This window comes from Steroidobacter sp., assembly GCF_036406195.1.
Taxonomy (GTDB): Bacteria; Pseudomonadota; Gammaproteobacteria; order Steroidobacterales; family Steroidobacteraceae; genus Steroidobacter.
On the sequence record NZ_DASWVW010000003.1, the window covers coordinates 1 to 9,184 of the forward strand.

The 9,184-nt window shown below is 63.0% G+C and carries 10 protein-coding genes; 3 read left to right on the forward strand and 7 right to left on the reverse strand.

The window, feature by feature from the left end; translation table 11 throughout:
- The 4 genes from VGE08_RS01500 to rfaD all read right to left on the reverse strand — a co-directional run.
- Nucleotides 1–1,328: acyltransferase (locus tag VGE08_RS01500; RefSeq protein ID WP_331066081.1), on the reverse strand; the 1,328-nt coding region annotated here is incomplete at its 3' end.
- A 74-nt stretch (nt 1,329–1,402) separates the two neighbouring features.
- Nucleotides 1,403–2,683 (reverse strand): O-antigen ligase family protein, encoded by a 1,281-nt coding sequence (locus VGE08_RS01505; protein WP_331066082.1) that lies wholly within the window; start codon nt 2,681–2,683, stop codon nt 1,403–1,405.
- Nucleotides 2,680–4,149, reverse strand: coding sequence for a D-glycero-beta-D-manno-heptose-7-phosphate kinase (gene rfaE1, locus VGE08_RS01510; protein ID WP_331066083.1), 1,470 nt, complete (start codon nt 4,147–4,149; stop codon nt 2,680–2,682). The genes VGE08_RS01505 and rfaE1 overlap by 4 nt, the downstream gene beginning before the upstream one ends.
- Nucleotides 4,150–4,168: 19 nt before the next feature.
- Nucleotides 4,169–5,149 (reverse strand): ADP-glyceromanno-heptose 6-epimerase, encoded by a 981-nt coding sequence (gene rfaD, locus VGE08_RS01515; protein ID WP_331066084.1) that lies wholly within the window; start codon nt 5,147–5,149, stop codon nt 4,169–4,171.
- A 164-nt stretch (nt 5,150–5,313) separates the two neighbouring features.
- Between rfaD and waaF the strand changes: the two genes are divergently transcribed.
- Both waaF and VGE08_RS01525 read left to right on the forward strand, forming a co-directional pair.
- Nucleotides 5,314–6,369, forward strand: coding sequence for a lipopolysaccharide heptosyltransferase II (waaF, locus tag VGE08_RS01520; RefSeq protein WP_331066085.1), 1,056 nt, complete (start codon nt 5,314–5,316; stop codon nt 6,367–6,369).
- Entirely contained in the window at nt 6,366–6,890 is a 525-nt protein-coding gene (locus VGE08_RS01525; protein ID WP_331066086.1) for an HAD family hydrolase, read from the forward strand. The genes waaF and VGE08_RS01525 overlap by 4 nt, the downstream gene beginning before the upstream one ends.
- A 51-nt stretch (nt 6,891–6,941) precedes the next feature.
- On the opposite strand, the gene VGE08_RS01530 is transcribed toward VGE08_RS01525, so the two are convergent.
- The 3 genes from VGE08_RS01530 to VGE08_RS01540 all read right to left on the reverse strand — a co-directional run bounded on the left by VGE08_RS01530 (nt 6,942) and on the right by VGE08_RS01540 (nt 8,926).
- Nucleotides 6,942–7,325 (reverse strand): hypothetical protein, encoded by a 384-nt coding sequence (locus tag VGE08_RS01530; protein ID WP_331066087.1) that lies wholly within the window; start codon nt 7,323–7,325, stop codon nt 6,942–6,944.
- Between the two features lie 92 nt (nt 7,326–7,417).
- Complete coding sequence (locus VGE08_RS01535) at nt 7,418–7,849, reverse strand: hypothetical protein (protein ID WP_331066088.1); 432 nt, start codon at nt 7,847–7,849, stop codon at nt 7,418–7,420.
- 30 nt (nt 7,850–7,879) lie between these two features.
- Entirely contained in the window at nt 7,880–8,926 is a 1,047-nt protein-coding gene (locus tag VGE08_RS01540; RefSeq protein ID WP_331066089.1) for a glycosyltransferase family 4 protein, read from the reverse strand.
- Between the two features lie 130 nt (nt 8,927–9,056).
- On the opposite strand from VGE08_RS01540, the gene VGE08_RS01545 reads away from it, so the two are divergent.
- Nucleotides 9,057–9,184, forward strand: a 128-nt coding sequence (locus VGE08_RS01545; RefSeq protein ID WP_331066090.1) for an NAD-dependent epimerase/dehydratase family protein, incomplete at its 3' end; no start/stop codon positions are given.

Consider the following 9,184-nt stretch of genomic DNA (forward strand, 5'->3'; position numbering starts at 1 on the left):
CCGTCGTCGGCGAGTTGCTGCACGCGGGGACCATAGTGAAACAGCAGGCTGTCGCCGGCCAGGGCGACCTTGCGTTCGCCTCGCCCAATCTGCGTAATCAATGTTGCGTTATGGTCAAAGACTTCCATTCCCTTGGTGGCCTTGAAGTCCGCATCACTCTTAGCCTCGCTAATCTTTCTGATGTCGAGGCCCGGAAAGCGGCCCGAGAAACCATGCGCAATCCATGTCGTTAGACCGGCTAGACCCAGTACGGTTACGCAAATTGCAGCCAGTTTTGTAAGGTCGCGACGGTACCGACCAAATCGCACCGGGCTCTCAACAAAACGGTAAGTCACCCAGGCTAACAGAAAACTGACAGCTACAAGCGCTGCAGCCATCAGCGGTGTCGGAGGCTTGCCGCCGCGAAAGATGTACGCAAAAGAAAGCAGAGGCCAGTGCCACAGATAGAGTGGATAGCTGATCAGTCCTACCAGAACGACAACTCGATTGGACAGAATCCTTTTATTTGCAATCGGCTCTGGGCCCGCCCAGATCAAAGCCATCGCTCCTGCGACCGGCAGCAACGCGAACCATCCAGGAAATCGGATATGTGCTGAAAGAAGCGCAAACGAGCCGAGCAGCGCAACCAAACCAGATATCGAGACCAGCGACCGAATGCGGAAGACAGGCTCGTTCCATCGCAGCGCAGCAAGCACGGCGCCAGCCAGAAGTTCCCAAAAACGCGAGATGGGCAAGTAGAAGTCGGCGGAAATATCGGTCGCCGCAAGCATGACGTTAACCGCGAAGGAAATCAGGAGGAGAAGTCCAAGCACTCGCCCCAACTTCACCCTCGCCTGATAGACGATGAGCAGAAGAGCCGGCCAGACGATATAAAACTGCTCCTCAATGCCTAGCGACCAGAGGTGCAATAGCGGCTTGAAGTGCGCTTCACTGTCGAAATATCCGCTCTCGCTCCAGAGCGCTACGTTGGAAAGAAAACTGGCGCCGAAGAAAACGTGCTTGCCAACTTGCGCAAGCTCAAATGGCACCAAGTATATGAAACCGAATACCAGCACAAACGTCAGGCAAACGGCGAGAGCAGGAAAGATGCGGCGAACGCGCCGGACATAGAAGCTCGCAATTGAGAAGCGGCCTTCGGCGATCTCTGCAAAGATAATTGATGAAATGAGGAAACCAGATATCACAAAAAATACGTCGACGCCCGCGAAGCCCCCTCGAACTTGGTTGGGAAACGCATGGTACAGCACCACGGCAAGCACTGCCACGGCGCGTAGCCCATCGATATCTGGTCGGTAGTTATTCTTGACCCGCAACAATGACCACGTCATCAGGCTTGAGCCTTCTCAGCAATCGAATTGGGGAGAGAGGCGCGTGTCTGACCTGCACGATTGATGAGCGCTCCTCATCTTTCAGAACTCGTGTTCTGTTCTTTCCCCCTCTCCCGCAACATCATCCCTCCTGCGACGCCCACGCCGAGGACATACATCCATCCCGAGTGAAAATCGAACAGATGCGAGTTGAACAGCGAGGAGAGCATATTCTGCAGTACTACCGTCAGCCCGATCCATGCCACCAGTCCCGCCCCTCTGAACATCAGCAAGTGGGCGATCCACATCGCGTACAGCACGATCACGCCGACCGCGCCCCATTGCACGGCAACGTTGAGCGTCTGATTGTGCGGGTTGCCGATTACCTGGCCGGAGGCCATCGCTTCCGTGCCCTGCACGGCCCGCTCAAACAGGCCGCGCGTCGATCCGGTGCCGTGTCCGATGCCCGGCGCCTCGGCAACGAAGCCGAGCGATTTTCGCCAGTACTCGATCCGCAAGCCGATCGATGTCGCCTCCCCCCGCTCCATGTAGAGCTTGTACTCCTTCGTAAGCGTCGCGGTGCGCCACTGCAGTTCGGGCGAAGCTGCCCAGCCGAGTATTGCGAGCAGGATGCCGCTGACCGCAATGAGAAGCGTCGTCCGCCACTTCAGGTGTTTCGCGGCGAATACCGCAAGCAGGACCGGCAACGTGATGAACGTCACGCGCGCGACAACGACAAACACCATGTTGGCCACAAAACTGAACGCCGCGAGCACGAGTAGCAGTGCTGACCGAGTTCGCCCGGCCTGCCACAATTGCAGGATCGGATAGGCTAGCGCGACCGCGCAAAGCGTGAACTCCTGGCTCTGGTCGATGTAATCCTTGACGAAGATGCCGCGCGAAGCGCCGCCCGGCTTCATTGTCAGCCCTGGATAGAAGGCTACCACCCAGGACATGCACGCCAGCAGCATGCAGGAGATCAGGAAGGCGTTGAAAACCCAGTGACCGCGCTCCGATCGCTCGAAGTGATAGAGCAGCAGCGGCAGCATCAACAGCTTCGCGGTCGGGCTGATTGCATAGAGCCGCGCGCCCCATGCCGCGTCCGACCACAGTGTTCCGACAATAGCCAGCAGCACCAGCGCCAACGGCAGCGCGCTGATCGGGCGCTTCAGCGATTGCAGGAAGTCCCTGGGATCGACGGTCACGAGCGTAGCGATGAACAGCAGCGCACCCAGGATTCCTGTCGCCGAGGTCGACCATGGCAGAGATGCCGCGGTGAGGACCGCGATCACGTCGACGTTCCTGCGCAGCATAGCCGGGTCGCGCCAACGCACTGCAAGTTCCGCTCGATCGAATTTTTCGCTCATCACGCTCATACCTTCCCCTCGCGGGCACGCTTCACCAGCGTCGTCGTGCTGTGGCCTTCGAGGATATCGACCAGCAGCACCTCGCCGCCGCTCTTCTCGACGATCTCGTGCCCGACCACCTGCTCGCGGGTGTAGTCGCCACCCTTGATCAGCACGCTCGGCCTGACCCACTCGATCAGGCGGATCGGCGTGTCCTCCTCGAAAATGACGACGAGGTCGACCGCCTCCAGCGCCGCCAGCACTTCGGCGCGGGCCTGCTCGTCCTGTACGGGACGGCCCTCGCCCTTCAGCCGCCGCACCGAGGCATCGCTGTTCAGCCCGACCACCAGGCGGTCGCAGGCGCCGCGCGCGGCGGTAAGGACCTTGACGTGGCCAGGATGCAGGATGTCGAAGCAGCCATTGGTGAAGCCGACGCGCAGCCCCTGTCTGCGCCATTCAGCAAGATGCGCCTCGAGCGCGTCGGCCGGCACAATCTTCTCCTCGGCCGCGAGCGAGGCGTGCGGCAGGATCTTGCGCCGCAGCTCCGCTGGCTTCACCGTTGCGGTGCCCTTCTTGCTCACGGCAACCGCCGCCGCCGCATTGGCCACCCGCAGCGCCGCTTCCCAGTTCGCGCCGGCGGCGAGTGCCAGCGCCAGCGCCGCGGCCACCGTATCGCCCGCACCGGAAACGTCGCGCACCTTGACCGGCAGCGCCGGCACATGAATGGACTCGCCCTGCCGCGTCACCAGCGTCATCCCACGCTCGCTCTGCGTCACCAGCATCGCCTCGCAATCGGCGAGATCCATCGCGTCCTTTGCCGCTTCCGCAATGCTCGCGTCGCTGTCGGCGGGGCTGCGGGTCGCCTCCGCGAACTCCTTGCGGTTGGGCGTAAGCAGGGTCGCGCCGCGATAGATCGCAAGATTAACGCTCTTGGGGTCGACGATCACGCGCTTGCCGAGCTTTTTCGCCGCATCGATGACGTTACGGATCACGCGCGCGGTCAACACGCCCTTGGCATAGTCCGACAGCAGCACGATATCGGCGCGCGCGATGTTCGGCAGCACCGCATCGATCAGCTTCTGCTCGATCTCGCCCGAGGCCGGCCGCGCCAGCTCCCAGTCGGCGCGCAGCATGTGGGTGGAGAAATGCTCGGAAACGAAGCGCACCTTGCGCGTCGTCGGCCGTGCCGGGTCGTGCACCAGCACGCTTTCGATCCCCGGCTCTTGCGCCAACGTGACCGCCATTTTGACGCCGACCTCGTCCTCGCCGATCAGGCCCGTGAAGATGCACTGCCCGCCAAGGGATGCGATGTTGCGCGCAACATTGCCGGCGCCGCCGATATTGGTCTCGCTGCGCCGCGCCGCGATGACTGGCGCCGGCGCCTCCGGCGATATCCGCGACACCTCGCCGTAGACGAATTCGTCGAGCATGAGATCGCCGATGCAGAGCACCGTCTGCCGGCCGAACGCTTGCGCAAGAGTATCGAAATCGAACATTGGTACTGTCCTGCGCCGCTCAGCGGAAGCGATCGGCACGATCGAGGAAACCCTTCACATAAAGATCGACCGCGTCCTCAAGCCGCGTGAAGCCGCCGTTGTAGCCCGCCATGCGCAACCGATCGACCTTGCCTTCCGTGAAATACTGGTAGCTGCCGCGAATCTGTTCGGGCATGTCGATATACTGGATGTTGGGCGCAGCACCCAGCGCACCGTAAGCGGCCAGCATCATCTCCTTGAAGCTGCGTGCTGCGCCGGTGCCGACATTGAACAGCCCGGAAACCGTTGGCGTTGCCAACAGCCACATCGTCACGCGCACGACGTCATCGACATAGATGAAGTCGCGGCGCTGGTCGCCATCCGCAATGCCCTCGCGATGCGACTTGAAGAGCTGCACCGGGCGGCCTGCCCTGATGTCGGCAAAGCGCCGCGCCAACACGCTCATCATCGTGCCCTTGTGATACTCGTTCGGTCCGAACACGTTGAAGAATTTCAGGCCCACCCATTGCGGCGGCAGCTTCTCGCCGCGTGCGACGCGGTCGATCACCGCCATGTCGAACAGGTGCTTGCTCCAGCCGTAGAGATTCATCGGCCGCAATTGCCGGAGCGCCGCGGGCGAGGCGTCGTCGGCAAAACCCTGCGCGCCGTCGCCATAAGTCGCGGCCGACGAGGCATAGATGAACGGCACGGCATTGGCCGTGCACCAGTCGAGCAGCCGCATCGAGAAGCGGAAATTGGTCTCGATCACGAGATCGCCGTCGGTCGCTGTGGTCTCGGAGATTGCACCGAGATGGATGACGGCATCGAGCTTGCGCCCCTTCAGCCAGTCGGAGAGCTGTGCCGGTGGCACGATGTCGGCGAGCTGCCGCTTGGCGAGGTTGCGCCACTTGCCGTCATGGCCGAGCAGGTCGCACACCACGACGTCGCTGCGGCCGGCGTCGTTCAACGCGGCCACAACATTCGACCCGATAAAACCGGCTCCCCCGGTCACCAGCAACATGCCTGTCCCTGCCCTGATGGTTCAGCGCCAGCTTTGCCCCAGTCCCGCGCGGCGGGCAACCTGGGTTGTCCCGCGTGGTGGAGAGCGGAACCGGCTTTTCCAACGCTTTACCTCTCGTTCGGGAGCCGCTACCGACGGGACCGAACCCCGATCCTCACCAAATTATGAACGATCATTCAATTAATCCTGATCCGACCGATACCCGGCCGATTTTAATCGTTCCCTATATGTGGATCGGCGATTTCGTGCGGGGCCATACGGTCGTGCGGGTGCTGAACGAGCGCTGGCCCAATCGGCCAGTAGATCTCTTGACCACCTCGCTCTGCGCGCCCCTGGTGGACTACATGCCGGGCGTCCGGAAGGGCATCTTGGCCGACCTGCCGCGCAGCCGGCTGTCCATCGCCAAGCAGCGGGCATTGGCGGCCGAACTGCGCCAACGGGGCTACGGCACGGCGCTGGTGCTGCCCCGTACCTGGAAGGCCGCCATTGCGCCAGCGCTGGCCGGCATTCCCGAGCGGGTCGGCTTTGTCGGCGAGGCGCGGTTCGGACTGATCAATCGGTGGCGCTGGGGCGAAAAGGCCCTGCCCCGCTTCATCGACAAGAATGCTGCGCTGGCGCTTCCCGACGGCACGCCGCTGCCGCCGGAATGGCCGGTGCCGCAGCTCCGGATGCCCAAGGGGGAAGCCAGCCGCTGGCAGCAGGCCAATGGGCTCGGCAGCAAACCGGCCATTGCGCTGGCGCCCGGCTCGGTTGGCGCCTCCAAGCGCTGGACCTATTACCCCGAGGCAGCGCGGCTGTTCACCGACCGGGGTTTTGACGTCTGGGTGGTCGGCGGCCCCGGCGAAAAGGCGATGGCGCAGGAGATCGTGGCAACGGGCGGGCCGAAAGTCCGCGACCTCACCGGCAACGATCTGCGCAACGGCGTTTTGGCGATGGCGTCGGCCAGCGTGGCGATTACCAACGACTCCGGCCTGATGCACGTCGCCGCCGCCATCGGCACGCCGACCATCGGCATCTTCGGCCCGACGAGCCCCGATCTATGGGCGCCGCTCAATGGACTTGCCGCGACCATGCGGAGGAAGACACCGCTTCCCTGCCAGCCCTGTCAGCGCATGGTCTGCACCCAGAACGATCACGGCTGCATGCGCGATATTTCCGCGGCCGAAGTCGTCGAGACGGCGAAGCGCGTGCTGGCGACCGCGGGCAGGAGCGCGCCATGACCGCGGTGCTGAGACCGGCGGCATTCCTCGACCGCGACGGCGTCGTCAATCACGATGACGGTTACATGGGTACGAAGGAGCGCATCCGCTGGATGCCGAACGCGGCAAGAGCCATCAAGCGGCTCAACGAGGCCGGCTATCTCGTGTTCTTCTTTACCAACCAGTCGGGCGTCGCGCGCGGCTTCTTCACCGAGGCCGAGCTCAACGTGCTGCACGACTGGATGTGCGCCGAACTCCTGGCGCAGGGCGCACGTATCGACGACATCAGATATTGCCCGCACCACCCCGACGGCAGCGTCGAGGGCTATCTCGAAAATCACCACTGGCGCAAACCCGCGCCCGGCATGATCCACGATCTGATGGCGCACTGGCCGGTGCGGCACGAAGGCAGTTTCGTCATCGGCGACCGCGACAGCGATATCGAGGCGGCGCGAGCCGCAGGCCTGCCCGGATTTCTGTTCGCGGGCGGCGATCTCGATATCTTCGTCGCCGAAGTGATGGCTCAGACCAGCCGGCGATAGGTCAATCGCCCGCCGGGAAGTACCCTGCGGGCGCGACGGCAACCGCTCGCATCAGGGCTTTTTCAGACAAAGACCAATGGTTGGGGTCGTGCCGCACTTGGCACCATCAGGCGCGCCGCCCGAGGGACAGAATACCGACACCAGAGTTTCGCTCGCATCGCAGTTGACCGTGCCGTCCGCCTGCACCGTGCGCATGGCCTGTCCCGAGTCGCCCTTGGGGCCGGGCGCGCCCTGAGGCCCCTGCGGTCCTTGTGGCCCTTGTGGTCCCTGCGGACCTGGCTGGCCTTGCGGGCCCGGCACGCCCTGAACACCTTGAGCGCCTTGAGGTCCGGCAGGCCCTTGCGGACCCGGATCACCCTTCGGGCCCGGATCTCTGCCGCATGCGGCCAGCAGCAGCGCAACACCGCCCACCGCGACAAGAACCGATCTCCTCATATGTTGTCCTCCCTGCTCCACCCGTACCGCATTAGAAGGGCGAGCAATCGTTCAAGCAAGGAGAAAAGCCTCATTCGTTTGTCGTGTGACAATCAGTCGAGCGCGGCAATCAATTCTCGCACCTGAATGTCGATCATGGCGAGGGCAATCGAAGGCGGAGCGAATTCAATATCGTCCACGTTCCAATAGGTTACCTTCGTTGCAAACTCGGGAAAGCGCCGCTCGATGAGCGGGCGATGCTCTGCCTCCTTCAAGGCGATGACAAGACGGGCGGCGTGAAAGTCAGTCAAGACGCACGGCATCGGCGCACGCGTTGCTCCATCGGGCACGATGGCCTGCGCCTGGAGTGCTTCGAGCGCAAATCGTGACATGGGACCGATGTTGTCAGGCGATCCCCTCTCGGCCGCGCCGCGCGAGAATGCACGCCATGACAGGCCTTCACTCCTGGCCATGTGATTGAAAATCTCTTCTGCGTAACGGCTTCGGTAGTAGTTGCCCGTGCACAGGAACAGGATTTTCTTCATGGCCGGATCGAACCCATGATTCAGCGACGCTCAGACCAGGTGGCGGTAGACGTCCGCAATCGCGTTTGCTTCGGCATCGAGGCTGAATTTTTCGAGCACGCGCGCCCGCGCTCGCTCTCCCATCGCCGCCGCCGAAGTGGGATCGCGCATCAGCGGCTCGAGCGCGGCCACCAGTGCATCGACATCACCCGGCGCCGTCAATATCCCGGTGACACCGTCTTCAACTACGAATTCAGCAGCGCCCGCGCGCGAGGCGACCAGCGCGCTGCCTGCCGACATCGCCTCGATCAGCGTCAGCCCAAAGCCTTCGTTGCGCGAGGTGAAGGCATAGATCGTCAGCCGCTGGTACCAGCGCTGCACCTCTTCGATCGCAAGCTCACCCGTGACGACAATGCGCGACTGCAAGCCGGCTGCCCCGATGCGCTTTTTCAGCTCGTTCGCAAATGCCTGCTGCTCCGGCACGATCGCGCCGACCATCACGGCCGTGAAATCGGGATAGCGCGGCAACAGCCGGCACATGGCCTCAACGAACACATCGCTGCCCTTCTGCGCGCGCACCCGCCCGAAGCAGCCGATCGCATAGCGGCCGGGAAGCCCACTTTCCGCGAACGCCGCCGCACGGTTCACAGGCGGGGCATACGCATCGGTATCGACGCCGTGCATCACGACAACACACTCGCGCTTGAGGAAGGATGCGGAGATATCGCTGGTGGCGATGACCGCATCCATCCGCCGCATCAGCCAGCGCGTGATCCAGCTGTGATGCCGCTGGGCCGCCGAGGTGAACACCAGCCTCAGGGGCCAGCCGAGCGCGCGCAACAGCACGCCCACGATCATCTCGTCATTGCGGCGCGCGTGCCAGATCAGCGGCGTGCGCCGCCGCCATAACTTCATCAGATCCGCAAAACCCATCCGTGCAATGCCGTCCGGCGCATGAGAACCGAGCCAGGCCGCGCGCAGCATTTTTGCCAGTTTCGGCGCCACCATCCGGTTGGTGGCGGTCACACCCGAATAGCGCCTGTGCAGGTTTGGCACGATCAGCTGCAGATCGGCGGGTATAGGGGTCTCGATCGGCACGTCGGGCTCCGTTTCGCAAGCCTCCTATACGCAACATTAAGCATAGTGACCAGTTGGCCGGCGCCGAAACCCCCTTTTCACCGCACTGCCACTAGCATTGCTGCTCCAAGAACAAGGAGAGGCAAAGCCCATGACCGTGCTCGTCACCGGAGGCGCCGGCTATATCGGAAGCCACATGGTCCTTGCGCTGGTGGAAGCCGGCGAAAGCGTCGTCGTGATCGACAACCTCTCTACCGGCTTCTCCGCCTTCCTGCCCGA